The organism is Paenarthrobacter sp. TAF1, from assembly GCF_052113825.1.
GTDB classification, from domain to species: Bacteria; Actinomycetota; Actinomycetes; order Actinomycetales; family Micrococcaceae; genus Arthrobacter; species Arthrobacter nicotinovorans.
Window position 1 is genome coordinate 212,553 of record NZ_JBFRDO010000005.1, and the last position, 18,771, is coordinate 231,323.

The 18,771-nt window shown below is 64.5% G+C and carries 13 protein-coding genes; 6 read left to right on the forward strand and 7 right to left on the reverse strand.

All coding sequences use genetic code 11. The features are described from left to right. Positions 1–43 precede the first annotated feature (43 nt). A complete protein-coding gene (locus AB4Y81_RS09150; protein WP_055974922.1) occupies positions 44–445 on the forward strand; it encodes a VOC family protein in 402 nt (133 codons plus the stop codon). Between the two features lie 178 nt (positions 446–623). Here the strand turns inward: AB4Y81_RS09150 and AB4Y81_RS09155 are convergent, their stop codons facing one another. The 5 genes from AB4Y81_RS09155 to AB4Y81_RS09175 form a co-directional block, all read right to left on the reverse strand. Next, the gene (locus tag AB4Y81_RS09155; RefSeq protein WP_018777339.1) at positions 624–2,456 is read right to left on the reverse strand and encodes an ATP-binding cassette domain-containing protein; all 1,833 of its coding nucleotides are present in this window, start codon (positions 2,454–2,456) and stop codon (positions 624–626) included. A gap of 38 nt (positions 2,457–2,494) precedes the next feature. Next, a complete protein-coding gene (locus AB4Y81_RS09160; protein ID WP_064721898.1) occupies positions 2,495–3,487 on the reverse strand; it encodes a 4-(cytidine 5'-diphospho)-2-C-methyl-D-erythritol kinase in 993 nt (330 codons plus the stop codon). Beyond that, positions 3,484–4,365: a 16S rRNA (adenine(1518)-N(6)/adenine(1519)-N(6))-dimethyltransferase RsmA gene (rsmA, locus tag AB4Y81_RS09165; RefSeq protein ID WP_039240344.1), complete on the reverse strand. Its 882-nt coding sequence runs from the start codon at positions 4,363–4,365 to the stop codon at positions 3,484–3,486. Before rsmA ends, AB4Y81_RS09160 begins: the two co-directional genes overlap by 4 nt. A 26-nt stretch (positions 4,366–4,391) precedes the next feature. After that, entirely contained in the window at positions 4,392–5,555 is a 1,164-nt protein-coding gene (locus tag AB4Y81_RS09170; RefSeq protein ID WP_110504427.1) for a transglycosylase family protein, read from the reverse strand. Between the two features lie 292 nt (positions 5,556–5,847). Then, positions 5,848–6,744 carry a TatD family hydrolase gene (locus tag AB4Y81_RS09175; protein ID WP_441995710.1) on the reverse strand — a complete coding sequence of 299 codons (897 nt, stop codon included), beginning with the start codon at positions 6,742–6,744 and terminating at the stop codon, positions 5,848–5,850. Between the two features lie 163 nt (positions 6,745–6,907). Here AB4Y81_RS09175 and AB4Y81_RS09180 point away from each other — a divergent pair, with 163 nt between their 5' ends. Genes AB4Y81_RS09180 through AB4Y81_RS09190 form a run of 3 tightly spaced genes read left to right on the forward strand, consistent with a single transcriptional unit; the run spans position 6,908 to position 12,000 of the window. Further along, positions 6,908–7,996, forward strand: coding sequence for an AAA family ATPase (locus AB4Y81_RS09180; protein WP_039240530.1), 1,089 nt, complete (start codon positions 6,908–6,910; stop codon positions 7,994–7,996). Between the two features lie 12 nt (positions 7,997–8,008). Then, positions 8,009–9,502, forward strand: a complete 1,494-nt coding sequence (locus AB4Y81_RS09185; protein ID WP_441995711.1) for a DUF58 domain-containing protein — start codon at positions 8,009–8,011, stop codon at positions 9,500–9,502. Further along, positions 9,499–12,000 carry a transglutaminase family protein gene (locus AB4Y81_RS09190; RefSeq protein ID WP_441995712.1) on the forward strand — a complete coding sequence of 834 codons (2,502 nt, stop codon included), beginning with the start codon at positions 9,499–9,501 and terminating at the stop codon, positions 11,998–12,000. The genes AB4Y81_RS09185 and AB4Y81_RS09190 overlap by 4 nt, the downstream gene beginning before the upstream one ends. A gap of 127 nt (positions 12,001–12,127) precedes the next feature. On the opposite strand, the gene AB4Y81_RS09195 is transcribed toward AB4Y81_RS09190, so the two are convergent. After that, on the reverse strand, positions 12,128–13,609 hold the full coding sequence (locus AB4Y81_RS09195) for an NAD-dependent succinate-semialdehyde dehydrogenase (protein ID WP_018777331.1): 1,482 nt from the start codon (positions 13,607–13,609) through the stop codon (positions 12,128–12,130). Between the two features lie 160 nt (positions 13,610–13,769). Then, complete coding sequence (gene rsmI, locus AB4Y81_RS09200) at positions 13,770–14,699, reverse strand: 16S rRNA (cytidine(1402)-2'-O)-methyltransferase (protein WP_018777330.1); 930 nt, start codon at positions 14,697–14,699, stop codon at positions 13,770–13,772. 209 nt (positions 14,700–14,908) lie between these two features. On the opposite strand from rsmI, the gene AB4Y81_RS09205 reads away from it, so the two are divergent. Further along, the gene (locus tag AB4Y81_RS09205) at positions 14,909–16,585 is read left to right on the forward strand and encodes a dolichyl-phosphate-mannose--protein mannosyltransferase (protein ID WP_413303296.1); all 1,677 of its coding nucleotides are present in this window, start codon (positions 14,909–14,911) and stop codon (positions 16,583–16,585) included. A gap of 10 nt (positions 16,586–16,595) precedes the next feature. Next, positions 16,596–18,428 carry an AMP-dependent synthetase/ligase gene (locus tag AB4Y81_RS09210; protein ID WP_441995713.1) on the forward strand — a complete coding sequence of 611 codons (1,833 nt, stop codon included), beginning with the start codon at positions 16,596–16,598 and terminating at the stop codon, positions 18,426–18,428. The last annotated feature ends 343 nt before the right edge of the window (positions 18,429–18,771 follow it).

Consider the following 18,771-nt stretch of genomic DNA (forward strand, 5'->3'; position numbering starts at 1 on the left):
CAAGCTTCACCCCATCCCTCCGCGGCATGAGTAGGATGTGCGCATGACAGCACCCCAGCTCTATCTCAGCTTTCCCGGCACAGCACGCGAAGCTCTGGGTTTCTACGCAGGAGTGTTCGGTGGAGAACTTACTCTTCACTCCTATGGGGACTTTTCGCGCACCGACGGTCCCGCCGACGCCGTCGCCCACGGAGTCCTCACCGGCGTCGTTGCCCTATACGGAGCCGATGCAGCCGCGGACCAAATGCCTGTCCGGATCGAAGGCGCCATGCTCTCGCTGCTGGGCACGGCGGAGCCTCGGATCCTCCACGAGTGGTTCGACAAGCTCGCCGACGGCGGCCGCATCGTGGACCCCCTGGCCAAGAAACCGTGGGGAGCTTCGGATGGTCAAGTCATCGACCGTTATGGTTTGCACTGGCTGATTGGCTACGAACCCACGCCGTGATGTGAGCAAGCGCCACGCCCAAACCCCAGGAACGTGAGCAAGCGTCACGCTCAAACCCTAGGGATGTGAGGGAGCGTCGTGGCCAAGCGACGGCGGGACCCCGCCGGACGCAACACACGACGGCGGACCCCGCCGCCCGCAGCCGACGAGATTGCCGCCGGACGCACCAAGGCGCGGACTACTCGCCCAGGATCTCAGCGGCCTCGAGCCACTCCAGTTCCAGGCCCTCTTTTTCGTCGAGCAACTCACGGAGCTTGGTATTGAGTTCTCCCAGGGCGTCGAAGTCACCGGATTCGGACTTCGCCGCCATCTGGGCGTGGAGTTTCTCTTCCTGCTGCGCGATCTTGCCGAGCTGCCGGTCGATCCTGTTGAGGTCCTTGCGGGCTTCACGCTTCTCGGCTTCACTGGCACCGGACGGAGCGGCTGCGGGCGAAGAAGACCCGCTGGCAGAAGTCGGCGCACCGGATCCCCCACCAACAGCGCCCGACGCCAGGGCGGCTTCACGCAGTTCGAGGTACTGGTCCACCCCACCGGGCAGACCACGGAGTTTGCCGTCACCCAGCAATGCCATCTGGTTGTCGGTGACGCGTTCCAGGAGGTAGCGGTCGTGGCTGACGACCACCAGGGTGCCCGGCCAGCCATCAAGAACATCTTCGACGGCGGCAAGGGTGTCGGTATCGAGGTCGTTGGTGGGTTCGTCGAGCATGAGGACGTTGGGCTCCCCTACCAGCAGGCGCAGGAGTTGGAGCCGCCGCCGTTCGCCACCGGAGAGGTCGCTCACGGGCGTCCACTGCTTCTCCTTCGTGAACCCCAACTGCTCGACCAACTGTCCGGCGGTAAACTCCTTGCCGCCAACACTGAATGACCGCTTTTCGCGTTCGATGACTTCGATCACACGCAAGTCCGACACGTCATCGAGCTCTTTGACGTCCTGGGTCAGCACTGCCGTCACTACGGTTTTGCCGCGTTTGACCTTGCCGGAAGTCGGCTGGATCTCGCCGTTGAGCAGTTTCAGGAGTGTGGACTTGCCGGCTCCGTTGACACCGACCAGGCCGAGCCGTTCGCCCGGTGCGAGCCGGAGGGTGATGTTGTCAAACAGTTTTTGACCACTCTGGCCACCCTCGAAGTCCAGGGTGACGTTTTCAAGGTCCAGCACGTCCTTGCCCAAGCGGGCTGTTGCCATCTTGCTGAGCGCCACGGAGTCGCGGGGGTCCGGCACGTCGGCGATGAGGTCGTTGGCAGCTTCGATGCGGAACTTCGGTTTCGCCGTCCGGGCGGGCGCACCGCGGCGCAGCCAGGCAAGTTCCTTTTTGACGAGCTGCTGGCGTTTACCTTCGACGACGGCGGCCATGCGGTCGCGCTCGGCGCGCGCCAGAACGTAGGCGGCGTAACCGCCGTCGAACATGTCCACCATGGCGTCGTGGACTTCCCAGGTGTAGTTGCAGACTTCATCCAGGAACCAACGGTCGTGGGTTACCACCAGGAAGGCGCCCTGGTTGGCACGCCACCGCGTCTTCAGGTGCCGGGCCAGCCAGGCGACCCCTTCGACGTCGAGGTGGTTGGTGGGCTCGTCCAGCATGATGACGTCGTGGTCTTCAATGAGGAGCTTGGCCAGGGCCACACGGCGCTTCTGGCCACCGGAGAGGGCGTGGACGTTGGCATGCCAGTCGACGTCCCCCACCAGGCCGCCCATGACTTCGCGGATCTTGGCGTTGGCCGCCCATTCGTGATCTGCGCGGTCGCCGACAATCGCAGCGCCTACCGTCAGGTCGCCGTCGAGCACGTCTCCCTGGTCCAGGTAGCCCACAGTGACGTCACCGCGCTTGGTGACGCGGCCGGAATCCGGGGTGGATCGCAGGGCCAGAAGCCGCATGAGCGTGGACTTGCCGTCGCCGTTGCGGCCCACCATGCCGATCCGGTCGCCATCCTCCAAACCGAGGGTGACGCCGTCAAGGACAGTGCGGGTCGCGAACGAAACGGTGAGGTTTTCGCCGCCAAGCAGGTGGGCCAATGGGTACTACTTTCTACTGCCGGGAATGCGGAGAGGTACTAAAGGAGGGTATCGGAGATGATCCGGGCTCCGGGAACGGGGCCGTGGACGGCCACCGCGGTGTGCCCGCGGTGGGTCAGCTCCTCGGCGAGGACGCTGGCGGAGACGGAGTCCCGGGCCAACAGGGCGATGGTAGGGCCGGAACCGGAGACCATGCCGGCGAGGGCGCCGCGTGCTTCGCCCAAGCCGATGGTGTCGCGCAGTTGCGGCGCAAGGGCGATCGAAGCCCGCTGGAGATCGTTGATGAGGACACGGCTCAGGGTTTCGGGATCCCCGTTGCGCAGGGCCTGCAAAATGGTGGGATCCACGGCAACCGGCTCGGGAATGTCCGCACCTTCGGAGTCACGCAAGCCATCCAGGGTACGGAAGACGTCCGGGGTGGAGAGCCCGTAATCGGCGAAGACGAGCACCCAGTCCATTTGGGCCTTGGCCAGAGCCGGCGACAGTTTGTCGCCCACGCCGAGCCCGACGGCGGTGCCGCCAAGGAGCGAAAACGGCACGTCTGCGCCCAGTTCAGCCGCCAGATGCGCGAGTTCCTCGCGGGAAAGGCCGCTGTTCCACAGCGCATCGCAGGCCAGGAGCGTGGCCGCCGCGTCCGCGGAACCGCCGCCCATGCCGCCGGCGACCGGGACCCGCTTGGTGATCTCAAGGTGCACACCCGTGGGCTTTTCGGAGACCTCGGCCATGATTGCTGCAGCCTTGTAGGCGAGGTTTCGTTCGTCCAGGGGAATATCCACGCCGTCCAGGTCCAGCGTGCTATCCGGACTGATGCTGACGGTGATTCCAGGGCCTTCGGTGCTGGTGGCCGCAACTTCTTCGTACAGGGATACGGCCAGGTAGACGCTCGCCACGGAGTGGTAGCCGTCTGGCCTGAGCGGACCAACGCTTAGGGAGACGTTGACCTTGCCGGGTGCCTTGACGCGGACTGTCCGGGCGTGGAAGCGGTCTCCCGCGAATGGGAGACCGCCCGGTCTGCTGGTTCCCGGATTCATGCGCCCACGGGGTGGCGGGCTTCGGCAATCCTGACATAGGCGGAGATATCCAGGACTTCGCCGCGTGCTGTGGGGTCGACGCCGGCCGCCACGAGGCAGCGTTCAGCCTCTGCGGCGCTTCCGGCCCATCCCGCCAAGGCGGCGCGCAGGGTCTTCCTGCGCTGGGCGAAGGCAGCGTCGATGACGGCGAAGACCTGCTCGCGGGTGGCGTGCGTAACGGGAGGTTCGTGCCGGGTGAAGGCGACCAGTCCGGAGTGGATTTTCGGTGCGGGCCAAAACACGTTCATCCCGATAACGCCGGCCTTGCGCATGTGCCCGTACCAGGCTGCCTTGACCGACGGAACGCCGTAGATCTTGGAGCCCGGGCTTGCAGCAAGGCGGTCGGCCACTTCGTCCTGCACCATGACCAGTCCGTGTTGCAGGGTGGGGAAATGCTGGAGGAGGTGCAGGACCACGGGAACGGCCACGTTGTACGGGAGGTTGGCCACCAACGCCGTCGGATCGACGGGCAGCTCCGTGACCTTCATGGCGTCGGAGAGGACCAGGTGGAAATTGTCCTGGGCCTCGGGGCGCCATTCCCGCACCGTCTCGGGCAGTTTTCCTGCCAGGACGGGGTCGATCTCCACGGCCACGACATTCTTGGCCGCATCGAGGAGTCCGAGCGTCAGGGAACCCAGTCCGGGTCCCACTTCCAGTACGGTCTCGTCGGCATCGATAGCGGCCGCTGTCACGATCCTGCGGATGGTGTTTCCATCGATCACAAAGTTCTGCCCCAGTGTTTTCGTGGGGCGTACACCGATTTCCTCGGCGAGCCGTCGGATGTCGGTTGCGCCCATCAAAGGCGCGACGGCGGCGGGTTCGGAATTCGGTTCAGTCACCTAGGTATCGTATCGCCTGTCCGGGGTCAGGCTGCGTGCGCGCAGCCCCAGTCGCTGAGGCCGTTCTTGGCGTACAGGCGGTTGGCGATCTCGATTTGCTGGGCCTTGGTGGCGAGGTTTGCGGTCGGAGCGTAGGCGCCACCACCGTTGGCAAGCCAGGTGGGGCCGGAGAACTGGAGTCCACCGTAGTAGCCGTTACCGGTGTTGATGGCCCAGTTTCCACCGGACTCGCACTGGGCGATCCTGTCCCACATGGCCTCGTTCGGAGCACCGGTGGGACCGCTTGATACAGGGGCTGCTGCAGCAGCAGCGGCTGCGGGTGCTGCCACGGGGCGGGCCTTGGTGCCTACGCTGATCTTTTCTGCGACCGGCGGGGTGGACACGTTGCTGGAGACCAGGGTTCGCGACGCTTCGCGTCCATCCACGAGAACCAGCTTGAAGGTCTTGACCAGGGAACCGGCGACGCCTTCCTGGGTGACTTTTTCCTCACCCTTGAAGAGATCGGCGCTTTCGGTCTTGACGCTGTCGAACGGCACTTCTTCAGTGGCCTCGGCCGTCTTGCTGGTGTCCACGCGGGAAACCTTGATGACCATGTCCTGGATGACGGGGGCGTTGCCGGGCTGGGACAGGCGGTCGTTGGCGCCTACCGTGACACCGGCGTCCTTGAGGACGGTGGCAACGTCAGCAGCTGTGGTGGTGGTGCTGGTGCTCTTGCCGTCGGCAACCACGCTGATGGTCTTGGGGGTGGAAATGGAGACGAAGGAGCCCGTAACTTCCAGGGCAGCTTCCTTCGGCTGGGAAACCTGCGAGGAGCTGGCTACACCAAGTTCACTGACCAGTCCGGCGACGTCGGAGGCGGTGGTGTTGACCGTCTTGCGGGCGCCGTCCAGTTCAATGGAGACCGCCTTGGCCAGGTTGATGTTCACCACGGAGCCGTTATCGACACGCGCGTCCAGGGCCGGTGAAACGCGGTCTGCGTCCTTCAGCTCGACCTTGGCTGCCTTGACTACTTCGTCAACAGTGCCGCCAAAGGTCTGGATGGAGCTTACCTTTCCGTCAACGTTGAGGGTGACGGTCTTGTTGTTGCCGACGAAGGCGACCACACCGACCACCAGTGCTGCAACTACCAGCAACTGGGCACCTACTTTGAGGAAGCTGAACTTGCCATCCGTTGTGAAGAACTTGATCACGATTGCCCATAACTCTCAGACCATCCGGGCACGGGGAAAAGCACAGAAATAATGCCAGCCGCAAAACCGAGGGGCCAGGCAAAACTGCCTGGTCCCACTCTTGCTGCCGGCATCTGTGCCGCCAAAAACATTCAACTGAACGGTCCGGAATCAACTGGACCAGTTGTCCGAAGGCCTTCCCCGACCCCGGCTACTTGTTTAACACAGTAACCGATCTGTTATAAACGAACCAAGACTTCTGCATACCGGGTATCCATTCCCGAACGCCCGCTGCGCGCAAATCACTACTGTGTCAGGCCCAGGAACCGTACGCTTCCAAGGTATTTTCGGCCAAGCGCGAACAGAGTTCGGCCAAGTCACTTTCTGTCACCTCGGCCATGGACCGGACGGTGTACGGGACCATGTAGCTCGCGTTCGGACGGCCGCGGTGCGGGTGGGGCGTCAGGAAGGGCGAGTCGGTTTCAACCAATATCCGGCTTGGCTCGGCGATGGCCAGCGCCGATCGCAGGTTTCCGGCATTCTTGAAGGTCATGGTGCCGGCGAAGGACATGTACCAACCGTTGTCATTGCAGATCCGTGCGAGTCCCTCGTCCCCCGAGAAGCAATGGAACACCACGCGTTCCGGCGCTCCTTCTTCCCGCAGTACCTGCACCACGTCGTCGTGCGCGTCGCGGTCATGGATCTGCAAGGTCAGTCCCAGGCGCTTGGCGATGTCGATGTGGCGACGGAAGGAATACCGCTGGTGGGCCAGCCCCTCACCGTGGGTGCGGAAAAAGTCCAAACCGGTCTCGCCGATGGCCCGGACACGGGGATGTGCTGCCAGTTCCTCAATTTCCGCGAGCGCGGCATCCAATTCACCGCGGCCCGCATAAACGGGAGCATCGTTGGGGTGGATTGCCACTGCCCCCAGCAGCCGCGGATCAGCGTCCACGGCCTGCACAGTGAAGCGCGAAGACTCAAGGTCGCAGCCAACCTGCACAGCTCCCTGCACGCCAACTGCCTCTGCGGAGTCCATGGCATCCCGGACCGATACCTCGATCAATCCGTGCCGGAAGTCCAGATGTGTGTGGTTGTCCATCACCGGTACGGGCAGGGGTTCGGGCGCGGGCGGGTATTCCCGGCGGGCGTCCGGCTTTTCGTCAGCGCCCGGTGACGCGCGGTAAGGGGCAGGAGCAAGGGAATCGCACATGCTCCCACCTTAATCGGACTGCGGTCCTCCTGCAGTCCGGATAAATTCCAGTTGGCACATAAATTCCGGGAGCACTATGTCAGGGACGGCCAAAGTCTGGGTAGTCTGGAACGGACAGGCGGCCAGCACCGGCGGTGCCGCGGCGAAGGCTGAAGGGCATTCCATGGAGTCAAAGCGACAAGCCACCGTTGAATCCTCGCCTCTTCAGGGCGAGGATTACAGTTCGCTGCCCCGTGATGGCGCAGGACTGAACGGGCACAGGCCGCAGGTCCTGGACCAGGACAGGTTCCATGATGCCAGCGAGCGCATCCTTGGATCCATTAACAAAGTCATCGACGGCAAGGCCGATGCCGCCAAGCTCGCGCTCACTGTCCTGCTCGCCCAAGGCCATCTGCTGCTGGAGGACGTACCCGGCGTCGGAAAGACCCTGCTGGCGAAGACGCTGGCCCGCACCGTGGACTGCACCGTCTCCCGTATCCAGTTCACCCCGGACCTGTTGCCCTCGGATGTGACCGGCGTTTCCATCTACAACCAGTCGTCACGGCAGTTCGAGTTCCGTCCCGGAGCGGTGTTCGCGAACATCGTGATCGGCGACGAAATCAACCGGGCATCGGCCAAAACCCAGTCTGCTCTGCTGGAATGCATGGAAGAGCACCAAGTCACTGTGGACGGCCATTCGTACCAGCTGGGTTTGCCGTTCATGGTGGTGGCAACCCAGAATCCGATCGAGATGGAGGGCACCTATCCGTTGCCCGAGGCCCAGCGCGACAGGTTCATGGCCAGAATCTCGATGGGGTATCCGGACAAGGACGCAGAAATCGAGATGCTGGAAACGCACCAGGCCACTTCTCCCCTGGCCAAAGTGACCCCGGTGGTCACGGCCAGCGACGTCGCGGCAATGATCGCCACAGTCCAACAGGTCCATGTCTCCACTGCGATCAAGGAATATACGGTGGCAATCGGCAGGGCCACCCGGGACAGTGCCCGCCTTCGCCTGGGTGCCAGTCCGCGGTCCCTGTTGCAGCTGCTGCGCGCGGCGAAGGCCACAGCCGCTCTGGATGGCCGGGATTTCGTCCTTCCGGATGACGTGGTGGATGTCGCTGAATCAGTGCTCGCCCACCGGATCATCCTGGACCGCAAGGCGGCCAGTTCCGGTGATACGCCGCAGAGCGTCCTTCGTGGAATCCTGGGGTCGCTGCCGGTGGCCCAGGACCCGCCCGGTGCGTGGCGCAGGGACCGCCACGCCGTTTAGGAGGTACCCGCAATGGCACTCATGGACCGGCTTCCCAAACACCTGTTCACTTCCCGGGGCTGGGGTCTGCTGGCCGCGGGCGCAATCTCCCTTGGGGCCGCCTACGTGATGGGCCGGCGCGATCTTCTGACCCTTTCGGTACTTCTGCTCCTGCTCCCCCTGGTTGCCCTTGCCGGAGTACGGGTCCTCAAGCCCAAGTTCCAGGTGTACAGGGAGTTCAATCCGTCCACGGTGGAAACATCCAGCACCACCACAGTCCGCCTGGCTGTAGCGCGGACGTCCTATTCCACGGGGCATGTGATCATGGAGGAACAATTGCCGCCCCGTTTCGGCCAGCCGCCTGCCTTCCGTTTCCCCGCCCGCTCCGCTTCGGGAGGCACAAGCCGATACGAGTACCACCTCCGATCCGGTAAGCGCGGACAGTTCCGGATCGGTCCGGTCACCGCAGAGTTCAGCGATCCCTTCGGCCTTTCCTTGCGGCGGCACTCAATCGACGACGGCGACCTCCTCACCGTGACGCCGGCCGCCGTCGAGCTTCCGGTCACCGGACTCGCCGGGGCCCGCGGGAACGACGGCGTGACGGCGACGCGGATCCGCGCCAACCCCAGCGACGACGACATCATGACCCGCGAATACCGGCACGGCGACCCCATGCGCCGCGTCCATTGGGCTGCCACGGCACGTCACGGCCAGCTCATGGTCCGCCAAGAGGAATCCGTGACCACCCCGGAAGCCACCATTGTCCTGGATCAGCGCTTCTCGGCCTTCGCTGCCGGCGCTGGTTCCGTTTTTGGCGGCCATGACGAAGACTCCGACCTGGTGACTGGCCCGGATTTTGAATGGATGGTGACCGCTGCCGTATCGATCGCAGCGCATCTGTCGGAGCGGAACTATTCGCTGCGGATTCTGGATGTGTTCGGCGCACCGGCATTCCTCCGTTCCCGCTCGGCACCGGATCCCGACGCGGAGGAATTCTCCGGTGTTGGCGGCCTCCAGGCCATCGCGGAAGGGTTGGCGGCCATCGAGCTCAGCGGTCCCCGGCACGCCAGGGCGGAGCATCACCGGCCGGAGAACGGTTCCGGTCGCCCGAGGCCCCGGCCTGCACGCACCGAACATCCGGCACCAGGGCAACGCGACGTCAGGACGGGCCAGGCACCGGCCGACGCTGCAGATTCAGTCTTCGACGACAGGCTTATGGACAAGCTGGCGGCACACCGTTTGCGGGGACCGCTTCTGGCGTTGTTGGGTGCGCTGACACCCGCGGAAGCCAGGGCGCTGGCCCCTGCGGCCGCCTATGGCGCCAACGCCTTCGCCCTGGTGGTCAGCGATTCTTCGCGAAGCAGCGAGGATGYCCTGGAGATCCTGCGCCAGGCGGGCTGGCGGGTTGCCGCCGTGACCTCGAAGACCCAGTTGGCGTCTGCCTGGTCCTCCTTCGATGAAGGTGGAATAGTCGCCGCCGCAGGGGCTGCCATGGATGTCAGGCGTGGAGCGGCGGTGCCCCGATGACGACTACTTCCCACCGGAACTCCCCGGCCTCAAACCCGGCGAACGGAACGCCAGGCCAGAAACAGCCAACACCACCGTCCCGCCCAAGGACTGCGGGTCCGGGACCCTACCCATGGGTCATGGCCGCTGCCATTTCCGTAGCCGTCCTGGGCGCCGCGTTGTCGCTGAACGGTGTCCTCAGGGGCTGGGCCTGGTTCCTGCCGCTGATCACCACTGTCCTGGTGGTTTCCCTGACCCTGGCCGTCCTTCGAGCCCTCCGCGCCCAGCCCTTGCTGGCCACGCTTGGATCCTTTGTCTCCCTGGCAGCCGTGCTCACCTTCACTTTCTGCCGCCAGGACAGCCCGGCCGGCTTTATCCCCACTACCAGTACCTTTACCGCCGTCGGGCGCCTGATCAAACGAGCGGCCGAGACGGTGGTCTCGGAGAGCGCGCCGGTGGCACCGAACGCCGGGATCGTATTTGTCATGTGCGCGTGCCTGGGGCTCCTGGTGATCCTCATTGACGCTTTGGCGGTTCCTTTGTCCATGCCTGCTGCCAGTGGCATCGGGATCCTGGCGGTGATGGTGGTCCCGGCGACCATCAAACCCCAGAGCGTGGGCGTTGCCGGTTTCCTGGGTGCCGCCGTGGGATACCTGCTGATTCTCGGGTGCAGCCACTGGTTCGCACCCGATGCCCGCCTGCAGTCCGGGGCGGGGCGGGGCGCCGGGCAGTTCCGGCGGTCGTTGGTGACCGGCGGCCTGGCGCTGGCCTTGACCATGGTGGTGCCCCTGGCGATTCCGGGATTCGAAACGGGAACGTTTCCTGAGGGTTCGCGGCTGAGTCCCTGGGGTGCTTCCAACGGACTAAACCCGATGATCACCTTGGGCAACAGCCTTCGGAGCCCCACCGGATCAGGCCGGATCACTTACTCAACCAGCTCCAGCGCACCGCTTTACCTGCGCTCGGTCACCATTGACCACTTCGACGGCGAAACCTGGGCGCCGGATGACCGCACGGCGCAGCGCCGGGCAGGTGCGGACAGGATCGAAACGGGCTATGCAGTCCAGGGTGAAATCGTTAATGCCGTTACTTCCGTCAGCGCCGGCCAGTTCACCAGCCCCTACCTCCCCGCACCGTTCGCCCCTGCCTCCGTCAACGGCCTCAACGGTCGATGGACCTGGGACCCTGACACCCTGAGTATCATGAGTACGGAAACCACGACGCGAGCACAGCGCTACGTGGTTTTCTCGGCCGCACCCAAAGTCACGGCAGCGGCCCTGGCCCAAGCTACCGCGCCACCCCGCTCCATCTCCGATGATTTCCTCCGGGTTCCCGGCAACCTGCCGGACATCGTCCGGCAAACCGCAGACTCCGTTACGGCGCCCGCGGGCAACAACAATTACGCCAAGGCGTTGGCCATCCAGAAGTACCTGAGGTCGGGCGCGTTCACCTATTCACTGCAAGCACCTGTCCAGAACGGCTACGACGGCAACGGCCTCTCTGTCCTGGCCGATTTCCTCACGGTCAAGAGCGGCTATTGCGTCCACTTCTCCTCAGCCATGGCCGTCATGGCGCGCGCCGAAGGCATCCCGAGCCGCATCGCGGTTGGCTACGCTCCCGGCCGCCTTACGGGAGAATCGGTTGCCCTGGTGGGACAGGGTTCGTTCCCTGAATATGAGGTGGACGCCAGGGACGCCCACGCATGGCCTGAACTCTACTTTGAAGGTCTTGGCTGGGTCCCGTTCGAGCCCACACCCTCGCGCGGCGTGGTACCCGACTACGCAACGGAAAGCTCCGTTGCCGGCAACCTCAGCACCAACACTGACGAGAAAGAAACCCTCACCACTCCCGCCCCGGTGGCTACCGCTCCCGTCCCTATCCCGGAGGTGGGCACACCCGCAGCAGGGTCCCCCGGCGTCAATCCCTTCCCTGCGATCGCAGCCGCGACGGCAGGGGTGTTGTTGCTGCTCGCTTTCCTGTGCTCGCCGAGGCTCAGCAGGATTGCCCTTCGACGACGCCGGTTGAGCATCAAACCCAGGGCTGACTCGGACATTCTGCCGCCAGGATTCAAGGATCCCGCCCCGGAACTGGCATGGGCTGAACTGCAGGATCTTGCCAGCGACTACGGGGTTCCTTCGACCTCCAGCGAGACGCCCCGGCACTTCTCCAGCAAATTGCGTTCCAGCGCCGCTTTGGGCGAGTCGGGAGGGCTCGACGACGCCGCGCACCAGGCCGTTGCGTCCCTCACCTCGGACTTTGAACGGCAACGCTACGGCCGCCTTACGGTGGCGGCCCCGGCGGCCGCGCCCCGCATCGCCGTCGTGCGTGAGTCGTTGCGGAACAATGCACGCTGGCTGGTCCGGTTCCGCGCGGAGTGGCTCCCGCCGTCGATGATGCGGCGCTGGGCCCGGGCACTCGGTGCGCCGTTCCGGGCCGTGGCTGCGCTGGGCAAGGCTGTGGCTTGGGCAGCCGTCCGCGGCTGGCGGTCCCTGCGCGGGGTCCTCCCCCAGCGGCGCTGACGCAGCGCCGGCGGTCTACGTCACTGAACGTCAAAGGGCCCGGCAGCGGAACTTGTGGTTCCGCTGCCGGGCCCTTCAATCGTCAACCGTCTTGTTGCGAGAGCGGTGGACGGGATCCCTGCGCAGTCTAGTCGGCGTACGGGTCCGCGATACCTACGTACTGGGTGTAGAGGTACTCTTCGATGCCTTCGGAGCCGCCTTCGCGGCCCAGGCCGGACTGCTTGACGCCACCGAACGGTGCGGCGGCATTGGAGATCACGCCGGCGTTGAGGCCAAGCATGCCGGTCTCGAGGCGTTCGCTGATCCGCAGGCCACGGTTCAGGTCCTTGGTGAAGACGTAGGCCACCAGGCCATATTCGGTGTTGTTGGCCAGGCGGACGGCATCGTCTTCCGTGGAGAAGGTGATGATCGGGGCTACCGGTCCGAAGATCTCTTCCTGCAGGATGCGGGCATCAGCAGCAACGTTCTTCAGCACCGTGGGCTTGTAGAAGTAGCCGGGACCATCCACGTGCGCACCACCGGTAACCGCCGTGGCGCCACCTTCGACAGCTTCGGTGACGAGGGCGTGGACGCCGTCGCGGGCCTTGCCGTCAATCAGCGGACCAACCTTGGACTCAGGCTCGGTACCACGGGCGGTGGTCAGCGAACCGATCTTCGCGGCGAACTTCTCAGCGAAGGAATCCGCGATGGACTCGTGCACGATGAAGCGGTTGGCCGCCGTGCATGCCTCGCCCATGTTGCGCATCTTCGCGGCGATGGCGCCTTCAACGGCTTTGTCCAGGTCCGCGTCCTCGAAGACAACGAACGGGGCGTTGCCGCCGAGTTCCATGGAGGTACGCAGGACCTTGTCCGCAGCTTCACGGATGAGGGCCTGGCCCACCGGGGTGGAGCCGGTGAAGGAGATCTTGCGGAGGCGGTCGTCCTTGATCAGCGGACCCGTCACGGCACCGGCCGTGGAGGTCTGGATGACGTTCAGGACGCCGGCCGGGAGGCCTGCTTCCTGCATGACCTGGGCGAACAACAGGCTGGTCAGCGGGGTCAGGTTGGCGGGCTTGAGCACCATGGTGCAACCGGCGGCGACGGCGGGGGCAACCTTGCGGGTGGCCATGGCCAGCGGGAAGTTCCACGGGGTGATCAGCAGGCAGGGACCAACCGGCTTCTTCTGCACGAGCAGGCGGTTCTTGCCGTCCGGGGCTGCGGAATAGCGGCCGGAAACACGCACCGCTTCTTCGGAGAACCAGCGCAGGAACTCGGCACCATAGGTCACCTCACCACGTGCCTCGGCCAACGGCTTGCCCATTTCCAGGGTCATGAGGAGGGCGAAGTCCTCGGCGCGCTCAGTCACCAGCTCGAAGGCGCGGCGCAGGATCTCGCCGCGTTCGCGCGGGGCCGTGCGGGCCCAGTCAGCCTGGGCGGCAGCAGCGGCGTCGAGTGCGGCGGCGCCGTCCTCAGCACCGGCGTCGGAGATGCTGAGCAGGACCTTGCCGGTGGCCGGGTCCTCAACATCGAAAGTTTTTCCCGATCCGGCCGGACGCCACTGACCGTTGATCAGCAGGCCGGTGGGAACGGAAGCCAGCAGTTCGCTTTCGCGTTCAACCGTGACAGTCATGGCGACTCCTTCGTCTAGGGTGCTTTGGAGATTTGCACCACTGGGGGTTCCTTGCCAGAAGTGGCTTGAATTACTGCCACGGTACTGCCCGGCCGGAAGCAGTGTCTACGCCTTGACGCACTGCCATACGGATGCCAATTTGTGCAGATGCACAGCCATGTCAGCGGGCAGCAAGGACCGCCGAGTACAGCTCCCGTTTGCTGACCCGGGCGTCCTCGGCTACTGCCGCAACCGCTTCCTTGAGGCGGATCCCCTGCGATATGAGCTCGTTGACTGCCGCAACGTGGTCTTCGGGTTTGCCGGGCTCCTGTTCAGGCGCACCACCGACTACCACTGCTATTTCGCCGCGGACTTCGTTGTTCTCGGCCCACTCCAGCAGCTCACGGAGGGTTCCGCGGATGACTTCCTCGTAGGTCTTGGTGAGTTCCCGGCAGACAGCAACCCGGCGTTCGGCGCCGAAACGCTCGTGCAACGCGCGCAGCATGACCTCAAGCCGGTGCGGAGCCTCGAAGAAGACCATGGTGCGGCGTTCATCAGCGAGGTCGGCCAGGCGCGAGTTCCGCTCTCCCGACTTTCGGGGCAGGAAGCCTTCAAAGCAGAAGCGGTCCGTGGGTAGCCCGGACAGGGCAAGGGCGGTCAGAACGGCCGAAGGACCAGGGACCGCAGTGACCGTCAAACCGGCTGCAACGGCACCTTCCACCAAGCGGAACCCGGGGTCCGAGACTGCCGGCATGCCGGCGTCGCTGACCATCAGGATGGTTTTTCCGGCACGGACGTGGTCCAGGAGTTCGCCTGTCTTGGCTACTTCATTGTGCTCGTGGTAGCTGATGACGCGTCCGGAAACCTCCACGCCCAGTGCTGTCACCAGACGGTGCAGGCGGCGGGTGTCCTCTGCCGCCACGATGTCGGACGTCGCCAGGAGCTCCACCAACCGGGTGGACGCATCGCCGACGTTCCCTATGGGAGTCGCCGCCAGGACGATCCTGCCGACCCCCGGTGCCGCACCGGAACCCGGGGCTAGCGGAGGAAGCGCCCCGTCCTCGTCGTCGCTGAAGCGGGCCTCGTCCGGGGTATTGCGCTGTTCGTCCACCTGCCAAGCCTAATGCCGCGATGCCTGCAACGCCTCACCTCAACGCTGCGGCAAGCATGGAAAGGTAGCATGGGCGGGTGAACCAGTCGCCCGTTCCTGCCGCCGCTTCCGGCACTCCTGTGGCGTCGTCCGCCGTAGCCGAAACGGATGAGCCCGCAGTCCAACGTCCAGCCGACCACCTCGACGACGCCGCGAAAGCACATAACGCAGTGCGCGGCGGCACGAGGCAGGCCGGCACCGGATACCTGCCGGGCCGGGGCCTTGAACGCCACCGTTGGATAGAGCGGCCCGCAGAGGCTTTCAGCGTGGAGGCCCTGCGCACCCGCCTGATCGGCGGAATCCAGAGCTGGCGCGACTACCCTGCGTCCCTGCGGTTGTGGTTTTGGCTGATTCCCACCATCACGGCCGTCCTGGGCGGAATTCTCCGCTTCTTCCGACTCGACGCCCCGCACAGCCTGGTTTTTGACGAAACCTACTACGTCAAGGACGCGTACTCCTACTTGGTGAGCGGCTATGAACGAAGCTGGCCCTCCAACGCCAACGACTCCTTCAATGCCGGCAATCCCGATGTCCTCCTGAACACCCCCGAGTATGTGGTCCATCCACCGGTGGGCAAATGGATGATCGCTTTCGGAATGTGGCTGTTCGGCGGAGACAACCCCTTTGGCTGGCGCTTCAGCGCGGCACTGACCGGCACACTGACGGTATTCCTCGTGGCGCTCATCGCCATGAAGCTTTTCCGCTCCCACACGCTCGGGGCGGTTGCGGGCCTGCTGCTCGCCGTTGACGGACACCACCTGGTGCTCTCCCGGACAGCCCTGCTGGATGTCTTCCTCGCGTTCTGGATCTTCGCCGCCTTCGGTGCCCTGCTGTTGGACCGCGACGACGGCCGCCGTCGTCTGGCTTCCCGGCTCGCCGCGCAGGCGGCTGCTTCACCAAGCGGCATCCCGTTGACCAGCCAGCTGGTGGCAGGTCCTTGGCTGGGCATGCGCTGGTGGCGCCTCGTTGCCGGCATCTGCCTCGGACTCGCTGTGGGCACCAAATGGTCGGCGCTGTTCTTCGTGGCTGCCTTCGGCGTGATGACTGTGCTCTGGGATCTGAACGCCCGCCGGATTGCCGGGATCCGGAATTGGTTCAGCGCAGGCATCATCAAGGACGGGATCCCGGCGTTCTTCACCATCATTCCGGTTGCCGTTGTCACCTATATCGCCAGCTGGACCGGCTGGTTCCTGTCCAAGGACGCCTACTACAGGCAATGGGCCGCCACCAACCCGGCACCTGGCTGGGACTGGCTGCCTGACCCGGTAAGGTCCCTGGCCCACTACCACCTGGAAGCCTACAAATTCCACCAGGGGCTCAGCTCAGACCACCCCTATGAATCCAGCCCGTGGACGTGGCTGGTCATGGGCCGTCCCACGTCGTTCTATTACCAGTCCCCCAAACAGGGAACCTCGGGTTGCCTCGTGGAGACCTGCTCCTCGGCGATCCTGCCCGTGGGAAATCCCGTGGTCTGGTGGGGCGGAACCATTGCCCTGGTCATCCTCTTGTTCTGGTGGGCGGGACGTCGCGACTGGCGGGCCGGTGCCATCCTCGCCGGTGTTGCTGCCGGCTACCTGCCCTGGTTCATGTACCCCGAACGCACCATGTTCATCTTCTATGCGGTCTCCTTTGAGCCCTTCCTCGTGCTTGGCCTGACGTACGTGTTGGGATTGGTGCTGGGCCGCAGCAGCGATCCGCCGTGGCGGCGACGGTCAGGACTCTACGTCGTGGCCGTGGTCCTGGTGCTGGCTGTCCTCGCAACGGCTTTCTTCTATCCGGTGCTCACGGCAGAAGTCATCAGTTACCAGGAATGGCGCATGAGAATGTGGATGCCATCGTGGATCTAGGAGGCAAGCAGTGAGGGAAGCAAGCACGGAGCTCCTCTTCGAAGCCGACACGGACTCCAACGTCACCGATCTCCTTCTGGAGCGGTGCGCCAAGGATCCGTTCGGCGTCCTGTACGCGCACAACACCCCCAACGGGTGGCTGAACGTGTCAGCTGCCAGGTTCCTGGCGGACGTCACCGCCCTGGCCAAGGGCCTCATCGCAGGCGGCCTCACCCCAGGTGACCCTGTGGCGGTGCTGTCACGTTCGAGCTTCGAATGGACCTTGGTGGACTTCGCCATCTGGATGGCGGGCGGAGTCACGGTGCCCATCTACGAGACCTCCTCTGCCAGCCAGATCGAATGGATCCTGGCTGATTCCGGAGCCCGCCCCATCTTCGTGGAGGACGCCGCGAAGGCCGCGCTCGTCCATTCCGTCGTGGAAAAGTCAGGCCTCCTCGGCGAGGACCCCGTCGCCATCATCCGGATGGAGCACGACGGTGACGCACCCAACCTGACCAGTGTGTCCGCCGTCGGCATCGGCGTCATGGACGCTGAGCTGGAGCGGCAACGCAGCACGGCAAAACTGGCCGACATCGCCTCCATCGTTTACACCTCAGGCACCACAGGCAAACCCAAAGGGTGCGAAATCACCCACGGCAACTTTGTGCTGGTGGCCAGGAACGTTATTCCGTTCCTCCCGGAGCTTTTGATGCAGCCCGGCGCGCGGACCCTCATGTTCCTTCCGCTTGCCCATGTCCTGGCCAGGGCTGTGCAGGTTGTTTGCCTCACTGCCGGTATCACCCTGGGGCACAGCGCCGGTGCCAGCGGGCTGATGGCGGACCTGGGTTCGTTCAAGCCGACGTTCCTGCTTGCGGTTCCCCGGATCTTCGAGAAGGTCTACGCCGGGGCCAGCCACAAAGCCGCAATGTCAGGCAAGTCCGCCCTCTTCTCGGCGGCTTCTTCAACAGCGGTGGAATATTCGACGGCGGTGGACCTGGCCTCCCGCGGTGAGGGGCCGGGTCCGGGTTGGCTGCTGAGAACCAAGCACAGGGCCTTCGACAAACTCCTGTATCCCAGGGTGCGGGAAGTCTTTGGCGGCGATGTCGGCTACACGGTGTCCGGCGCCAGTCCCCTGAGCCCACGGGACAACCACTTCTTCCACGGTGCCGGGGTTCCCGTCCTGGAGGGCTACGGGCTGACCGAGACCACGGCGCCCTGCACAGTGAACACCCCCACCATGTCCCGGATCGGAACGGTGGGCATCCCGTTGCCGGGCACCACCATCCGCGTGGCCGATGACGGTGAGGTGCTGGTCAAGGGCATCGGAGTGTTCAAGGGCTACCACGGAAACCCGGAGGCCACGGAGGCCGCCTTTGTGGACGGGTTCTTCCGCACCGGGGATCTGGGCGAGCTCGACTCCGACGGCTTCCTGACCATCACCGGCCGCAAGAAGGATCTCCTGGTGACGGCCGGCGGCAAGAACGTCGCTCCCGGCCCCCTGGAAGAAAAGTTGCGCGAGCATCCGTTGGTGGGTCAGGCCGTGGTGGTCGGAGACGGGCGTCCTTTTGTGGCGGCCTTGATCAGTCTCGACCCCGAGGGCCTTGCGGATTGGTGCTCGGAGAATAAAACCGGTGCCCTGTCCCTCGAAGAAGCAGTCCGCGACGACCGCGTCAAGGCGGCCGTGCAGTCTGCTGTTGATGAGGCCAACAAGCTCGTCTCGGCCGCCGAATCCATCAGGAAGTTCGCTTTCATCACGGCGGAGCTCAGCGTCGAGTCCGGACACCTGACTCCGTCACTCAAGCTCAAGCGGGCGGCTGTGGTGGGAGACTTCGCGTCGGTTGTCGAAAAGCTGTACGCCAAGTAGGCCCACCACCTAGTCGCTTTTTGCGACCACCTATTTCTGCGGCTTCCAGCACCTAATTTTGCCCAATCACCACCTAACCGGGCCAATCTCTGCCTAGGTGGTCCTGGTGCCCCCGTAGCGTTTCCTTCACGAACCAACGTTCAAACGGGACCTCATGACAAGTCCATCACGCATACCAACACCCGCGCTCTACTATTCGCGTGTCCGGTCTACGTTGGTACCGCGAATCATGGGTTTCACCATGATTACGCTAAGCCCGGTGCTGTTCGGGCTGATCGTCCTCAACAACTCCGCTATCTGGGGCCCGGGATGGTCGGTTACCTCGTCGGCGGTCGCGAGATCC

What these genes read in the sequence shown, in the direction of transcription:
- AB4Y81_RS09150 (WP_055974922.1), top strand. Translation starts at nt 44, where the DNA reads ATGACAGCACCCCAGCTCTATCTCAGCTTTCCCGGCACAGCACGCGAA.
- AB4Y81_RS09190 (WP_441995712.1), top strand. Translation starts at nt 9,499, where the DNA reads ATGACGACTACTTCCCACCGGAACTCCCCGGCCTCAAACCCGGCGAAC.
- AB4Y81_RS09180 (WP_039240530.1), top strand. Translation starts at nt 6,908, where the DNA reads ATGGAGTCAAAGCGACAAGCCACCGTTGAATCCTCGCCTCTTCAGGGC.
- AB4Y81_RS09160 (WP_064721898.1), bottom strand. Translation starts at nt 3,487, where the DNA reads ATGAATCCGGGAACCAGCAGACCGGGCGGTCTCCCATTCGCGGGAGAC.
- AB4Y81_RS09175 (WP_441995710.1), bottom strand. Translation starts at nt 6,744, where the DNA reads ATGTGCGATTCCCTTGCTCCTGCCCCTTACCGCGCGTCACCGGGCGCT.
- AB4Y81_RS09195 (WP_018777331.1), bottom strand. Translation starts at nt 13,609, where the DNA reads ATGACTGTCACGGTTGAACGCGAAAGCGAACTGCTGGCTTCCGTTCCC.